Raw genomic sequence first — 13,431 nt, forward strand, 5'->3', positions numbered from 1 at the left:
GTATGTCTGCTGCCAATAAACCGATTGATATCAAGAAGAGCGTCATCGACGCTGTACTGGCCGGGCTGATCTCGCTGATCGTGTTCGGCCCCATCGTGGGCGTGGTCCTGGATGGCTACAGCTTCAACCTGGAACCGACCCGGGTCGCCTGGCTGGTGGCGATCGTCATGGCCGGCCGCCTGGCCCTGAGCCTGTTCCTGCAAACCCCCAAGGGCCTGAAGATTCTCCAGGGCTTCGAGACCACAGGCTCCGGGGTGCATGTGCTGGCGCCGGACTACAAGTCGCGGTTGCGCTGGATCATTCCGGCGCTGATCGTGATCGCCATCGTGTTCCCGTTCTTCGCCAACAAGTACCTGCTGACCGTGGTCATCCTCGGACTGATCTACGTGCTGCTGGGCCTGGGGCTGAACATTGTGGTGGGCCTGGCGGGGCTGCTGGACCTGGGCTACGTGGCGTTCTACGCCATCGGCGCCTACGGCCTGGCCCTGGGTTACCAGTACCTGGGCCTGGGCTTCTGGAGCGTGCTGCCCCTGGCGGCGATTGCCGCCGCGCTGGCGGGGTGCATATTGGGCTTCCCGGTGCTGCGAATGCATGGCGACTACCTGGCCATCGTGACCCTGGGCTTCGGCGAGATCATCCGCCTGGTGCTTAACAACTGGCTGTCCTTCACTGGCGGCCCCAACGGCATGCCGGTGCCATCGCCGACGCTCCTGGGCCTGGAGTTCGGTCGCAGGGCCAAGGACGGTGGGGTGCCGTTCCACGAGTTCTTCGGCCTGGAATACAACCCCAACCTGAAGTTCCTGTTCATCTACATCGTGCTGTTCCTGGTGGTGTTGCTGGTGCTCTACATCAAGCACCGGTTGACCCGCATGCCGGTGGGCCGGGCTTGGGAAGCCCTGCGTGAAGACGAGATCGCCTGCCGCGCCATGGGCTTGAACCACGTGCTGGTGAAACTCTCGGCCTTCACCATCGGTGCCTCCACCGCCGGTCTGGCCGGGGTGTTCTTCGCCAGCTATCAGGGCTTCGTCAACCCGTCCTCGTTCACCTTCTTCGAGTCGGCGCTGATCCTCGCCATCGTGGTGCTGGGGGGCATGGGCTCCACGGTGGGCGTGGTGATCGCGGCCTTCGTCCTGACCGTGGCGCCGGAGCTGCTGCGCAGCTTCTCCGAGTACCGGGTGCTGCTGTTCGGCATCCTCATGGTGTTGATGATGATCTGGCGACCGCGGGGGCTGATCCGCATCAGCCGTACCGGGGTGACGCCACGCAAAGGTGCTCTGACTGAGGGGAACGCGCCATGAGCGAATACATTCTTTCGGTCGAGAACCTGATGATGCACTTCGGCGGCATCAAGGCCCTCAGCGACGTCAGCCTCAAGGTCAAGCGCAACTCGATCTTCGCCCTGATCGGCCCCAATGGCGCCGGCAAGACCACGGTGTTCAACTGCCTGACCGGCTTCTACAAGGCCTCCGGCGGGCGCATCGAGCTCAATACCCGGGGCCAGCAGACCAACGTCATCAAGCTCTTGGGCGAGCCATTTCGCGCCACCGATTTGGTGTCGCCGAAAAGCTTCGCCAGTCGCCTGTACTACAAGATGTTTGGCGGCACCCACCTGGTGAACCGCGCCGGGTTGGCGCGGACCTTCCAGAACATTCGCCTGTTCAAGGAAATGTCCGTGGTGGAAAACCTGCTGGTGGCCCAGCACATGTGGGTCAACCGCAACCTGCTGGCGGGCATCCTCAACACCAAGGGCTACCGCCAGGCGGAAAGCGCCGCCCTGGACCACGCTTTCTACTGGCTGGAAGTGGTGGACCTGGTGGACTGCGCCAACCGCCTGGCCGGCGAGCTGTCCTACGGCCAGCAGCGGCGCCTGGAGATCGCCCGGGCCATGTGCACCCGGCCGCAGATCATCTGCCTCGACGAACCGGCCGCCGGCCTCAACCCCCAGGAAACCGAAGCGCTGAGCGCGATGATCCGGCTGCTGCGCGACGAGCACGATCTGACCGTGGTGCTGATTGAACACGACATGGGCATGGTGATGAGTATTTCCGACCACATCGTGGTGCTCGACCACGGCAACGTGATCGCCGAAGGCGGGCCGGAGGCGATCCGCAACGATCCGAAGGTGATCGCCGCCTACCTGGGTGCCGACGAAGAGGAGCTGGTATGAGTCAACCCATACTCGAACTCAAGGATCTGGACGTGTACTACGGCCCGATCCAGGCCCTGAAGAAAGTCTCGCTGCACATCAACGAAGGGGAAACCGTGAGCCTGATCGGCTCCAACGGTGCCGGCAAGTCGACCCTGCTGATGTCGATCTTCGGCCAGCCCCGGGCGGAGTCCGGGCAGATCCTCTATCGCGGCGTGGACATCACCCACAAGTCGTCCCACTACATTGCCTCCAACGGCATCGCCCAGTCGCCGGAAGGGCGCCGGGTGTTTCCCGACATGACCGTGGAAGAGAACCTGCTGATGGGCACCATCCCGATTGGCGACAAGTACGCCAATGAGGACATGCAACGCATGTTCGAGCTGTTTCCACGGCTCAAGGAACGGCGCACCCAGCGGGCCATGACCATGTCCGGCGGTGAGCAGCAGATGCTGGCCATCGCCCGGGCGCTGATGAGCCGGCCCAAGTTGCTGTTGCTTGATGAACCGAGCCTGGGGCTGGCGCCGATCGTGGTGAAACAGATCTTCGCCACCCTGCGGGAGCTGGCGGCCACCGGCATGACCATCTTCCTGGTGGAGCAAAATGCCAACCATGCGCTGAAGCTGTCGGACCGTGCCTATGTGATGGTCAACGGCGAGATCCGCCTGAGCGGCACCGGCAAGGAGCTGCTGGTCAACGAGGAGGTGCGCAACGCTTACCTGGGCGGTCACTGACGGTCCGGTCTGTGGATAAACCATGCCCCGTCGGTTCACGCCGCCGGGGCATTTTTTATCCACAGTTCTCACCCGCCCCTTAGGCGCTGGCTTGCCAGCGAAACGACCCCTGCCTACGGCAGCTGTTCAGATTCCGTTGTGCGTCCGGGATTTGCCGGCAAGCTGGTTCCTGCGGGCTGAGTGCGGGCATTGGCAATCGCGCGTGCGCAGAAGGGCAGGCGGCGTCCGACAATTGTGGAAAACATTATTCTCAAGCTGGCAAAGCGCGGCATAAAGACGCTGCAAACAGTTGTTTTTCCACCGTTTTGACTTGTCCCCGTTTGCTGTGGAGCGGGCTGTGGGTAACGTGGGAGTAGCTGGCTGGAAGCCTTTGTTTACGTGGCCTGCAAGCAATTGATTGTTTTTTGATCATGGCTTTTTGAGCAACTCGAAGACGCGCTTGTCAACCTTTTTATTGTCGCAGCCGTACCCGCAAAAGACCCTGGATAAGCCTGTGGATAAGTCTGTGACTAAACTCTGGAAAGACTGCTCTGGGCGGCGTAGTTACTGGCCTCTGGCCTTATACACTTTGACCGCTCGGTCATCTTTTTTGCGGTCACCTGCATGGACAGCCTCTGCGGGTCAAGCAAAAAACTTCCCATGATCCGCTGCAAGCCCTGTGTACAGCGGCTTTGCGCGATTTGCACTTGCCCCCAAAGACTGTGGACCGGCCTGTGGATAAGGTGCGGGCATGTGGCTGCAGGCCTTGCCGACCATGGCTTTCAGCCATGTGAGCGTTTTTTGTACAGTGATGCCGGATATCCAGCGCTTCTGTTGCCGCCCAGAGCCGGGCCGGGCATGCTGCGAAACGCTTTTTTATCGTAACGGCGGCTCGCCACCCAGCAAGGAGAACACCATGACTTCCACACTGTTTATTACGGGCGCGACGTCCGGTTTTGGCGAAGCCTGCGCCCGGCGTTTTGCCGAGGCCGGCTGGTCGCTGGTGCTCACCGGCCGCCGCGAGGAGCGCCTCAACGCGCTGTGCGCAGAGCTCTCCAAGCAGACCGAAGTGCACGGCCTGGTACTCGATGTGCGGGACCGCAAGGCCATGGAAGCGGCCATCACCAACCTGCCGCCGTCCTTCAGCAAGTTGCGCGGCCTGATCAACAATGCCGGCCTGGCCCTGGGCGTCGACCCGGCGCCCAAGTGCGACCTGGATGACTGGGACACCATGGTCGACACCAACATCAAGGGCTTGATGTACAGCACCCGTCTGCTGCTGCCGCGGCTGATCGCCCATGGCCGGGGCGCCGGGATCGTCAACCTGGGCTCCATTGCCGGCAACTACCCGTACCCGGGCAGTCACGTTTATGGCGCGAGCAAGGCCTTCGTCAAACAGTTCTCCCTGAACCTGCGCTGCGACCTGCAGGGCACCGGCGTGCGGGTCACCAACATTGAACCGGGCCTGTGCGAAAGCGAGTTCTCCCTGGTGCGTTTCGCCGGCGATCAGGCGCGCTACGACGCCACCTACGCCGGGGCCGAGCCGATCCAGCCCGAGGACATTGCCGATACCATCTTCTGGGTTCTCAACACGCCTGCCCACGTCAACATCAATAGCCTGGAGCTGATGCCGGTGAGCCAGACCTGGGCCGGCTTCGCCATCGAGCGCAAGGTGTAGCCGCTGCCGCAGGCTGCGACAGGGCCGTCAGGCCCTCCAACGGTTGCAAGACCTGCGCCTGCTGCGCAGGTGTCGCAGCCTCGCCATAGCTCGGCAGTGACTACAGTTGTACTTGGAAACACATAAGCTGATTCGTTTCAGCTGAAGGTCAGCCTTGGCAGGGTAGAATTCCGCCTCGAAATTTCGCTGCCGCCTCACTCAAGGCGGTGTTTTTGAAGTTCGATAGGAGGAGTTGTGAGTAACCGAGGTGAGCAGGTTCTGCTCAAACAATCGACTGTACTGATGTTCGCCGTGGCGATCGCCGGTATCGTCACGGGTTTTGTTTCTGGCGCCCAATCCATTTTGTTCGATGGGTTTTTTTCCCTGATCGCGACCTTCATCAAGGTCCTGATGCTGATCACTGCCAAGCTGATTGCCAAGGAAAGCAACCACCGTTTCCAGTTCGGCTTCTGGCACCTGGAACCCATGGTGCTGCTGATCGAAGGCAGCTTCCTGCTGTTGATCGCCATCTACGCCTTTCTTAACGGTGTGTTCGGCATCATCAATGGCGGCCGGGAGGTCGAGCTGGGGATGGTGATCTTCTACGCCGGGTTCTTTGCGGTAACGGAGTTTGCCTACTTCTTCTATGTGCGCCGGCGTAACCGCAAGCTCAAATCGTCGCTGATCCAGTTCGACAACATCAGCTGGCTGGTGGACGCAATGCTCTCGGTGGGGCTGCTGGTGAGTTTCATCATTGCCTTGCTGCTCAAGCAGTACGGGCATGGCCAGTGGGCGGTGTATGTCGACCCGGCGATCCTGATCCTGCTGGCCCTGAGCATGCTGCCGCCAGCCTTGAAGATCCTGCGGCCGGCGTTGCGTGATGTGCTGGGCATCGCTCCGGACCAACTGGATGAAAAGGTGCGCAGCGTGATGGAAGAGGCCATGGTTGCCTATGGCTTCCAGGAATACATTTCCTACGTGCAGAAGCACGGCCGGGCGCGTTTCATCGAGATCCATATCGTGCTGCCGGCGGACTATCCGCTGCAGGATGTGGCGACTCTGGACCGCTTGCGCGAGGAGATTTCCAGTGAGTTGGGAGAGGCCGACGCAGCGCGCTGGCTGACCATCAGCTTTACCGGGGATCGCAAGTGGATCGTTTGATGGGCGGTGCGCTTTTCGCCGACCAGCCTTCTCCTACAGGGGGCTTGCAGGAGCCGGCTGGCCGGCAGAGGCTTTAGGCAAAATATTCCGCCAGCCCGCGATAACAGGTCGCCAGGTGATAAGGCGTGGTCGATGGCATATCCCGCCGGCTGACCGCGCCACTGGCATCCAGGCATTCATTCCAGCCCCCTGCATGCAGGAAATGCGCGTGCAGCGCCTTGAGCTGACGCAGCAGGGGCGCCTGGCTGTCCGCACGCAAGGTCAGTGCACGCACGTACTCGGCCTGGGCCCAGATGCGCTGGGTGGCGTCCTTGATGGGGGCACCCGGTTGCAGGTCGAGCATGGCGCACACCGCGCCGCTCTGCGGGTCGACACCAAGCTGCTCGGCAAACGCGAAGGCACGACTCAATGAGGCGTGCAGCGGGTTGCTGCGCAGCAAGGGCGAAGAGTCGAGGAGGAAGAACCACTCGAACTGATGCCCTGGCTCGAACCAGTTATCCACAGCCCCCAGTGGCTTCTCCAGCATCACTCCGTGCTGCGGGTCGATGAACTGCTGCTGCATGGCCTGGCACAGCTCCAGCAGTGCGGTTTGTACCGCGGCGTCTTCGCGCACTGCCAGGATTGCGAGAAAGGCTTCGGCCAGGTGCATCAGCGGATTCTGCAGGGGCCCCGAACCCAGTACGGACCAGTCCTCGGCGAGGCTGGCTTCGTAGAGTCCATCGCCCCGGGCAAAGCGCAGGGCTACCACTTCCAGGGCGGCATTGAGCACCGACTCCACCAGCGGCTCGCGGACCTTGGCCCAGTAATGAGCGCAGGCGAAGAGGATAAAGGCGTGGGTGTAGAGGTCCTTGCGCCGATCCAGCGGCGCGCCGTCGGCATCGATGCTGTAGAACCAGCCACCGTGCTCGGCATCGTGGAAGTGCCGCTGCAGCGAGCGGAACAGCGCGGCGGCCCGCTCTTGGGCAAAGGGGGCGGCGGCATCACCGATCAATTGGGAGAACAGGTACAGCTGCCGGGCACAGGCCATGGCTCGATAGCGCTGCGGCGGCAATGGCCGCTGTTCGGCGTCCAGCGCCTCATAGGGCAGTGCCAACTGCGGATTCCAGCCCGGACCTTGCCACAGCGGCACTATCACCTTTTGGAAATGCTGCTGCATGGCGTTGAACAGAGCGCTCGATTCAGGCGAGGTGGCGGAGCGGGATACATCGGGCATTGGCTGGCGTCGTCACGGCAGGTTTGAGTGCGCGACATGTTACCAGAGAAGCCCCGCCAGGCGGCTTGCCCGCCAAGCACGAGATACGGGTAGGAGCCGGCCAGCCGGCTCTTACAGAAGAGGGCAGGGATCAGCCTGCCAGCAACCACACGCCCGTCGCAGCCGAGGCCGCACCGGCCACGCGCACCAGCGGCGCCGCCGCCTGAGGCAGTACCCGCACCACGGCATAACCGGCGGCATGCAGGGCCGCGGTGGCTGCGACAAAACCGGCGGCATAGGCCCAGGGGCTGGACATGTCTGGCAGTTCCAGGCCATGGGCCACGCCATGGAACAGGGCAAACAGCGCAGTGGCGGCGAGCGCCAGGCTCAGTGGCGGGCGCACCGCCAGGGCCACGGCCAGGCCCAGGGCCAGTACCGACGCGGCAATCCCGCTTTCCAGGGCCGGCAGGTTCAGCCCTTCAAAGCCCAGCAGGCCGCCAATCAGCATGGTGCCGACAAAGGTGCAGGGCAGTGCCCAGCGCGCCGCGCCTTGTTGCTGGGCGGCCCACAGGCCGACCGCAAGCATGGCCAGCAAGTGGTCGAGGCCACCGATGGGGTGACTGATACCAGCCATCAGGCCGTTGTCGCCGTGGCCCGGGTGAGCGAAGGCCAGGGCCGGGGTCAGCAGCAGCGCCAGTGCGCCGAAGAGTGATTTCAGGGGCATGAGTGGCTTCCTTGTTGAGCGTTTTTCAGGTTCGGTTTCAGGCCGCGGTCAGCAGGCCCTGGCGTTCGATGAAGGCGATGATGTCTTCCAGGCCCTGGCCGGTCTTCTGGTTGCTGAAGACAAACGGCTTGCCGCCGCGCATGCGCTGGGTGTCGCTGTTCATCATCTCCAGGGAGGCGCCCACCAGCGGCGCCAGGTCGATCTTGTTGATCACCAGCAAGTCGGATTTGCAGATGCCCGGGCCCCCCTTGCGCGGCAGCTTGTCGCCAGCGGAAACGTCGATCACATAGATCGTCAGGTCCGACAGTTCCGGGCTGAAGGTGGCTGAAAGGTTGTCGCCGCCGGACTCCACCAGAATCAGATCGAGCCCCGGGAAGCGCCGGTTCAGCTGGTCCACGGCCTCCAGGTTGATCGAGGCGTCTTCGCGTATCGCGGTGTGCGGGCAGCCGCCGGTTTCCACGCCGATGATCCGCTCCGGCGCCAGGGCTTCATTGCGGACCAGGAAGTCGGCGTCTTCGCGGGTGTAGATGTCGTTGGTCACCACTGCCAGGTTGTAGCGCTCGCGCAGGGCCAGGCACAGGGCCAGGGTCAGGGCGGTTTTTCCGGAGCCCACCGGGCCGCCGATGCCGACACGCAGAGGTTGTGCGTTCATGAGTTTCTCCTAGGAACGGAACAGGCGGCTGTACTGGCGCTCGTGGGCCATGCTCGCCAGGGACAGGCCGAAAGCGGCGCTGCCCAGGTGGTTGGGGTCAAGGTGGGTGGCGTGGCGCTGGGCCTCTTGCAGCAGCGGCAGCAGCTCGCTGGTCAGGCGCTGGGCCGCCTGCTGGCCCAGGGGCAGGGTTTTCATCAGCACCGCCAGCTGGTTTTCCAGCCAGCTCCAGAGCCAGGCCGCCAGGGCGTCTTCGGGGTTGATGTGCCAGGCGCGGGCGGCCAGGGCCCAGCCCAGGGCCAGGTGTGGTTCGTCCTGGTGCGCCAGCAGCTCCCGGGCGCCGCCGTCCAGTTCCGGCAGGCCTTCGAGCAATTGCTTGAGGGAATAGCCCATCTGCCGGCTTTCCTGGTACAGCTCGCGGGTTTCACGGCTGGCCCGATGTTCTTCGCAGAGTTGCTGCAGCCTGGCCCAGTCCTGATCTGCGGCGGCCTGGCAGTGGGCGAGCAGCAGCGGAGCCTCGAAGCGCGCCAGGTTGAACAGCAACTGATCGCTGATCCAGCGCCTGGCACTGTCCGGGTCCTTCACCCGTTGTTGCTCCACTGCCATTTCCAGTCCCTGTGAATAGCTGTAGCCACCGATCGGCAGCTGTGGGCTGGCCAGGCGCAGCAGGGCCCAGGCTGGGTTCATTGACGCACGCCGAACTGGTGCAGGCGCGGCGGGTAATTGAAGTCTTCATCGCCGTGGCGCGAATGATGGTGGCCGCCGCCGTAGGCACCGTGTTCGGGCTGGAACGGCGCCTCGATGGTTTCAGTGCTGGCGCCCAGTTGTTCGAGCATGGCCTTGAGCACGTAGTCATCGAGCAGGCGCAGCCAGCCGTCGCCCACCTGCAGGGCCACGTGGCGGTTGCCCAGGTGATAGGCGGCGCGGGTCAGTTCGAAGGCATTGCGGCAGGTGACATGGAGCAGGGTTTCCGGGCGGGCGCAGACCTTGACGATGCGTCCGTCCTCGGCCACCAGGAACTCACCGTCGTGCAGCGGCGGCTGGCCGCGCTCCAGAAACAGGCCGACGTCTTCGCCTGTGGCACTGAAACAGCGCAGGCGGCTTTTGCTGCGAGCCTCATAGGTCAGGTGCAGTTCGGCGGACCAGGTGGCTTGGGGTTCGGTTCTGCGGTGGATCACCAGCATCGGAAAGCTTCCAGCTATGAGCGATACACAAGCCAGAGCAAGGGCCTTGCCAATCGCCCGAGGGAGAGGAAAAACCCTTTGTCGACACCGGAACTGCGCCTGAAAAAGGGGCAAAACCTTGTTTTATCTTGTTACAAAATGGCGCGCTGAGCTGATTTATAGCACTGAGTTGGTGCGCTGGAAATATTTTTGCTGCAATCCGGTGCCGGGCCGACGAGCAGGCGCAAACGCGCTACCCAGAGCGGGGCACGCCGATTGAAAGGGGGAGAGGGGCAGGCTGTATTACTCGGTGCTGCCCAGGCCTTGCCAGTGCTTCAGGCCGATGAAGATGAAGCGCAGTTGTTGGGTGATCTTCGCCTGCGGCGTCAGGTGTTCAGGCAGGGCCTGGGCCGGGGGATCGATGATGTCCGGCAGGGTGGCGAACACGCTCTTGACGATCAGGTCGGCCATGACGCTCAGGTCGGCGGCATTCAGATGCTGCAGCTTGGGCATCAGGGTCAGGTCGGCAGCCAGGTCCGAGCTGATGTTCTCGCGCAGGGTGGCGATGGCCTGGCGCACCGGCAGCGAGCCGCCGTATTGCTCACGGGCCAGAAACAGGAATTGCGCGCGCTTGGCTTCCACGACATCAAGGAAGATGCGCACCGAGGCGTCGATGATGCCGCCCATGACGAATTCGTTGTGGCGCACCAGGCGGATGGTTTCACGGAAGGTCTGGCCGACCTCGCTGACCAGTTCCAGCCCCAGTTGGTCCATGTCGCTGAAGTGCCGATAGAAGCCGGTGGGCACGATGCCGGCGGCTTTGGCCACTTCGCGCAGGCTCAGGCTGCCGAAACCACGACCACACTCCATCAGATGCCGGGCAGCATCCATCAGGGCGTTGCGGGTCTGTTGCTTCTGTTCGGCGCGGGGCAGCATCGGCGGGGCGTTCTTTGCTCAATGGGAGCGGCGCACTCTAGCAAATCAACTTTGCCGGAGTCGAACTGGAGTCAGGCGAGAGCGGCGAAGGTCAGGGCTAAAATGCCGGGGCCATAAAAGCCAAAGCCCGATCCAGGGATCGGGCTTTTTTTAAGGGCCAGCATGGCCTCAGCTCGCTGCTTGATGACGTTCAGCCAGGCGATCAGCGCCGCCTTCGGCAACGGTCTGACCTTGAGGCGTGCGGCTGTAGCCGTCTTCAACCAGGCCTTTCTCTTCCAGGCGATCACGGCCGCCTTCAGCTACGTTCTGGCCTTGTGGGGTACGGTCGTAGCCATCTTCAGCAACGCTCTGGCCTTGTGGGGTGCGATCATAGCCGTCTTCGGCAACGCTCTGGCCTTGTGGAGTGCGTTCGTAACCGTCGGCAGCGACTTTGTTGCGTTCGATCAGACGGTCCGAACCGCCTTCGGCCAGGGTCTGGGTGAACACGCTGTGGCTGGCCTTGACCTGTGGAGTGGCTTGTTCAGCGGCTGGCAGGGCGAAGGCGTTGGCAGCCAGAACGGATAAGGTCAGGCTCAGTAAGAGGTGGCGTTTCATGATGGGTTGCTCCTTGGTAGGGCGATAAAGTGGGTACGGAGCTAATGTTACCGCCGCAAAATCGATATAAAAGTTCATAAACACAATGGTAATAATCAACGGAATTGATTGTTTGCCTCGAAGGCTCTAGCTCGGGCTTTAGCGCCGATGGCTTTTGCACCAGGGTGGGTATTTTCGACCCACTCCCGCTTCAGGGAGGGGCGGTTCGAGGTAACACAAAGCTGTCCAAGCGATCAGCAATTCAGGTTTTTTCGCCGCATCGAGCCGCCGGATTAAACCTGCGTGGGCTTTGTCAGTCGTAGTTTTCATGGCCGGTGATTTTCCATCGGCATTTCATCGATGCGTCGCAGTTTGGCGCTCAGTTGTCTTCAGGAGCCTCGTGCAATGACGCGCACTCGTAAAATCCTCGCCTGGTCCGTCGCCAGCCTGATCCTGCTACTGGCCGTGCTGGTGCTGGTGATCGCATTCTTCGACTGGAACCGCATCAAGCCGACCCTCAACGCCAAGGTGTCCGAGGAGTTGCATCGGCCCTTCGCGATCAATGGCGACTTGTCCGTGGCCTGGCAGCGCGAGCCCGACGAGGGTGGCTGGCGGGCCTGGGTGCCCTGGCCTCACGTAGTGGCCCAGGACCTGACCCTGGGCAACCCGGAGTGGTCCAAGGCGCCGCAGATGGTCAGCCTCAAACGGGTCGAGTTGCGCATCTCGCCCCTGGCCCTGTTGGCCCAGCGGGTCAGCATCCCGCGTATCGATCTGACCGAGCCCGATGCTGCGCTGCAGCGGCTGGCGGACGGTCGCGCCAACTGGACCTTCAAGTTCGACCCGAAGGACCCCGAGGCCGAGCCTTCCAACTGGACGGTGGACATCGGCGCCATCGGTTTCGACAAGGGCCATGTGACCCTGGACGACCAGAGCCTGAAAACCCAACTTGACCTGCAGGTAGAGCTGCTCGGCAAACCCATTCCCTTCAGCGACATAGTCGGTGAGAGCGAAGCGAAGAAAATCAGTGAAAAAGGCGCCGCGGCCCAAGCCTATGCCTTCGCCCTCAAGGTCAAGGGCCAGTACCACGGGCAGAAGCTCGCCGGTACCGGCAAGATCGGCGGCTTGCTGGCCCTGCAGGACGGGCGCAAGCCGTTTCCACTGCAGGCCCAGGCGCAGATCGGCGACACCAAGGTGGAGCTGCGGGGCAGCCTCACCGACCCGCTGAATCTGGGCGCCCTGGACCTGCGCCTGAAATTGGCCGGCACCAGCCTGGGCAATCTCTATCCGCTGACCGGGGTGACCCTGCCGGACTCGCCGCCCTATGCCACCGACGGCCATCTGACCGCCAAGCTCCGCGACCCGGCGGGTGCGACCTTCAGCTACCAGGATTTCAACGGCAAGATCGGCGACAGCGATATCCACGGCAACCTGACCTACGTCGCCAGTCAGCCGCGACCCAAGCTCAGCGGTGCATTGGTCTCCAACCAGTTGCTGATGAGCGACCTGGCGCCGCTGATTGGTGCCGACTCCAACGCCAAGCAGAAGGCCCGGGGCGGCGAGAGCAAGCAGCCGGCGGACAAGGTGCTGCCGGTGGAGGAGTTCCGTACCGAGCGCTGGGGTGACATGGACGCCGATGTGGAGTTCACCGGCAAGCGCATTGTCCACAGCGCCGAGTTGCCGTTCACCGATCTCTACACGCACCTGGTGCTCAACGACGGCCAGCTCAGCCTGGAGCCCCTGCGCTTCGGCGTGGCCGGGGGCAAGCTGGACGCCCAGGTGCGCCTCAATGGTCACACCACGCCGCTGGAAGGCCGGGCCAGGCTGACGGCGCGCAACTTCAAGCTCAAGCAGTTGTTTCCGACCTTCGAGCCGATGAAGACCAGCTTCGGCGAGCTCAATGGCGATGCCGATATCACCGGACGCGGCAACTCGGTGGCGGCCTTGCTGGGCAGCGCCAACGGCGACCTGAAGATGTTGATCAACGATGGCGCCATCAGCCGCAGCCTCATGGAAATCGCCGGGCTCAACGTCGGCAACTATGTGGTCGGCAAGATGTTTGGCGACAAGGAAGTGAAGATCAATTGCGCCGCCGCCGACTTTGGCATCAAGAGCGGTCTGGCTACGTCTCGGCTGTTCGTCTTCGATACCGAGAACGCCATCATCTACATCGATGGCACCGCCAATATGGCCTCTGAGCAACTGGACTTGACCATCACGCCGGAGTCCAAGGGGCTGCGCCTGTTCTCTCTGCGTTCACCGCTTTATGTGCAGGGCAAGTTCATCAAGCCCAGTACCGGGGTCAAGGCGGTGCCGCTGGTGCTGCGCGGTGCCGGGATGGTGGCGCTGGGGTTGATCGCCGGGCCGGCGGCAGGCTTGCTGGCGCTGGTGGCGCCCAGCGGTGACGAGCCCAATCAGTGCGCGCCGCTGCTGCAGCAGATGCGCTCGGGCAAGGCGCCGGTGACGGTCAAGCCGAGCCAGTAGCAAGGACTGGGGCTTCGCGGAAAAGCCCGCTCCTAC

Annotated in this window: 13 protein-coding genes; 6 read left to right on the forward strand and 7 right to left on the reverse strand. The window is 62.9% G+C overall.

Features of this window, described 5'->3' with window-relative positions:
- The first annotated feature begins 2 nt into the window (after positions 1-2).
- The 5 genes from livM to Q8O96_RS20885 all read left to right on the forward strand — a co-directional run bounded on the left by livM (position 3) and on the right by Q8O96_RS20885 (position 5,677).
- Entirely contained in the window at positions 3-1,298 is a 1,296-nt protein-coding gene (gene livM / locus Q8O96_RS20865) for a high-affinity branched-chain amino acid ABC transporter permease LivM (protein WP_305949320.1), read from the forward strand.
- Complete coding sequence (locus tag Q8O96_RS20870) at positions 1,295-2,167, forward strand: ATP-binding cassette domain-containing protein (RefSeq protein ID WP_102862933.1); 873 nt, start codon at positions 1,295-1,297, stop codon at positions 2,165-2,167. Before livM ends, Q8O96_RS20870 begins: the two co-directional genes overlap by 4 nt.
- Positions 2,164-2,880: an ABC transporter ATP-binding protein gene (locus Q8O96_RS20875; protein ID WP_016967871.1), complete on the forward strand. Its 717-nt coding sequence runs from the start codon at positions 2,164-2,166 to the stop codon at positions 2,878-2,880. The genes Q8O96_RS20870 and Q8O96_RS20875 overlap by 4 nt, the downstream gene beginning before the upstream one ends.
- Positions 2,881-3,775: 895 nt before the next feature.
- Entirely contained in the window at positions 3,776-4,537 is a 762-nt protein-coding gene (locus Q8O96_RS20880) for an SDR family oxidoreductase (protein ID WP_102881995.1), read from the forward strand.
- Positions 4,538-4,771: 234 nt separating this feature from the next.
- Complete coding sequence (locus tag Q8O96_RS20885) at positions 4,772-5,677, forward strand: cation diffusion facilitator family transporter (RefSeq protein WP_102862935.1); 906 nt, start codon at positions 4,772-4,774, stop codon at positions 5,675-5,677.
- Positions 5,678-5,750: 73 nt separating this feature from the next.
- On the opposite strand, the gene Q8O96_RS20890 is transcribed toward Q8O96_RS20885, so the two are convergent.
- The 7 genes from Q8O96_RS20890 to Q8O96_RS20920 form a co-directional block, all read right to left on the reverse strand.
- Positions 5,751-6,890, reverse strand: a complete 1,140-nt coding sequence (locus tag Q8O96_RS20890) for an AGE family epimerase/isomerase (protein ID WP_305949321.1) — start codon at positions 6,888-6,890, stop codon at positions 5,751-5,753.
- A gap of 130 nt (positions 6,891-7,020) precedes the next feature.
- Entirely contained in the window at positions 7,021-7,593 is a 573-nt protein-coding gene (locus Q8O96_RS20895; RefSeq protein WP_305949322.1) for a HupE/UreJ family protein, read from the reverse strand.
- 37 nt (positions 7,594-7,630) lie between these two features.
- Positions 7,631-8,245 (reverse strand): urease accessory protein UreG, encoded by a 615-nt coding sequence (gene ureG, locus Q8O96_RS20900; protein ID WP_047301379.1) that lies wholly within the window; start codon positions 8,243-8,245, stop codon positions 7,631-7,633.
- Between the two features lie 9 nt (positions 8,246-8,254).
- A complete protein-coding gene (locus Q8O96_RS20905; RefSeq protein WP_305949323.1) occupies positions 8,255-8,929 on the reverse strand; it encodes an urease accessory protein UreF in 675 nt (224 codons plus the stop codon).
- Positions 8,926-9,426 (reverse strand): urease accessory protein UreE, encoded by a 501-nt coding sequence (gene ureE / locus Q8O96_RS20910; protein WP_102862939.1) that lies wholly within the window; start codon positions 9,424-9,426, stop codon positions 8,926-8,928. Before ureE ends, Q8O96_RS20905 begins: the two co-directional genes overlap by 4 nt.
- A 282-nt stretch (positions 9,427-9,708) precedes the next feature.
- Positions 9,709-10,341, reverse strand: coding sequence for a TetR family transcriptional regulator (locus Q8O96_RS20915; RefSeq protein ID WP_102862940.1), 633 nt, complete (start codon positions 10,339-10,341; stop codon positions 9,709-9,711).
- 168 nt (positions 10,342-10,509) lie between these two features.
- The gene (locus tag Q8O96_RS20920) at positions 10,510-10,935 is read right to left on the reverse strand and encodes a hypothetical protein (RefSeq protein ID WP_102862941.1); all 426 of its coding nucleotides are present in this window, start codon (positions 10,933-10,935) and stop codon (positions 10,510-10,512) included.
- Positions 10,936-11,319: 384 nt separating this feature from the next.
- Between Q8O96_RS20920 and Q8O96_RS20925 the strand changes: the two genes are divergently transcribed.
- A complete protein-coding gene (locus tag Q8O96_RS20925; RefSeq protein ID WP_305949324.1) occupies positions 11,320-13,395 on the forward strand; it encodes an AsmA family protein in 2,076 nt (691 codons plus the stop codon).
- The last annotated feature ends 36 nt before the right edge of the window (positions 13,396-13,431 follow it).

This window comes from Pseudomonas sp. LPH60 (assembly GCF_030718165.1).
In the GTDB taxonomy this organism is placed as follows: Bacteria; Pseudomonadota; Gammaproteobacteria; order Pseudomonadales; family Pseudomonadaceae; genus Aquipseudomonas; species Aquipseudomonas danubii.

Coding starts and splice junctions, on each gene's coding strand:
- Q8O96_RS20920 (WP_102862941.1), bottom strand. CDS start 10,935: ATGAAACGCCACCTCTTACTGAGCCTGACCTTATCCGTTCTGGCTGCC.
- Q8O96_RS20880 (WP_102881995.1), top strand. CDS start 3,776: ATGACTTCCACACTGTTTATTACGGGCGCGACGTCCGGTTTTGGCGAA.
- ureG (WP_047301379.1), bottom strand. CDS start 8,245: ATGAACGCACAACCTCTGCGTGTCGGCATCGGCGGCCCGGTGGGCTCC.
- Q8O96_RS20905 (WP_305949323.1), bottom strand. CDS start 8,929: ATGAACCCAGCCTGGGCCCTGCTGCGCCTGGCCAGCCCACAGCTGCCG.
- livM (WP_305949320.1), top strand. CDS start 3: ATGTCTGCTGCCAATAAACCGATTGATATCAAGAAGAGCGTCATCGAC.
- Q8O96_RS20895 (WP_305949322.1), bottom strand. CDS start 7,593: ATGCCCCTGAAATCACTCTTCGGCGCACTGGCGCTGCTGCTGACCCCG.
- ureE (WP_102862939.1), bottom strand. CDS start 9,426: ATGCTGGTGATCCACCGCAGAACCGAACCCCAAGCCACCTGGTCCGCC.
- Q8O96_RS20925 (WP_305949324.1), top strand. CDS start 11,320: ATGACGCGCACTCGTAAAATCCTCGCCTGGTCCGTCGCCAGCCTGATC.
- Q8O96_RS20875 (WP_016967871.1), top strand. CDS start 2,164: ATGAGTCAACCCATACTCGAACTCAAGGATCTGGACGTGTACTACGGC.
- Q8O96_RS20870 (WP_102862933.1), top strand. CDS start 1,295: ATGAGCGAATACATTCTTTCGGTCGAGAACCTGATGATGCACTTCGGC.
- Q8O96_RS20915 (WP_102862940.1), bottom strand. CDS start 10,341: ATGCTGCCCCGCGCCGAACAGAAGCAACAGACCCGCAACGCCCTGATG.
- Q8O96_RS20890 (WP_305949321.1), bottom strand. CDS start 6,890: ATGCCCGATGTATCCCGCTCCGCCACCTCGCCTGAATCGAGCGCTCTG.